Here is a 254-nt window from a genome sequence, read left to right as displayed (position 1 = left end):
ATGCGGAAGTAGTTCAGTGGTAGAACACCACCTTGCCAAGGTGGGGGTCGCGAGTTCGAACCTCGTCTTCCGCTCCAAATGTGCCGGGGTGGCGGAACTGGCAGACGCACAGGACTTAAAATCCTGCGGTAGGTGACTACCGTACCGGTTCGATTCCGGTCCTCGGCACCATTTTAAATGCGCCCGTAGCTCAATTGGATAGAGCGTCTGACTACGGATCAGAAGGTTATGGGTTCGACTCCTGTCGGGCGCGC

3 tRNA genes are annotated in these 254 nt (G+C 56.7%); all 3 read left to right on the top strand.

Annotated features, from left to right (window positions below):
* Positions 1–2: 2 nt before the first annotated feature.
* The 3 genes from EW028_RS24780 (at position 3) to EW028_RS24770 (ending at position 253) form a co-directional block, all read left to right on the top strand.
* Positions 3–77 (top strand) — tRNA-Gly (locus tag EW028_RS24780).
* A 5-nt stretch (positions 78–82) separates the two neighbouring features.
* Positions 83–171 (top strand) — tRNA-Leu (locus EW028_RS24775).
* 8 nt (positions 172–179) lie between these two features.
* Positions 180–253: transfer RNA gene (locus EW028_RS24770), tRNA-Arg, on the top strand.
* Position 254 lies beyond the last annotated feature (1 nt).

It is taken from the genome of Lysinibacillus sp. OL1, assembly GCF_004332175.1.
GTDB classification, from domain to species: domain Bacteria; phylum Bacillota; class Bacilli; order Bacillales_A; family Planococcaceae; genus Lysinibacillus; species Lysinibacillus capsici.
The sequence above is the reverse complement of the archived record's forward strand: the minus strand, read 5'-3'. Positions and strand labels throughout refer to the sequence as shown.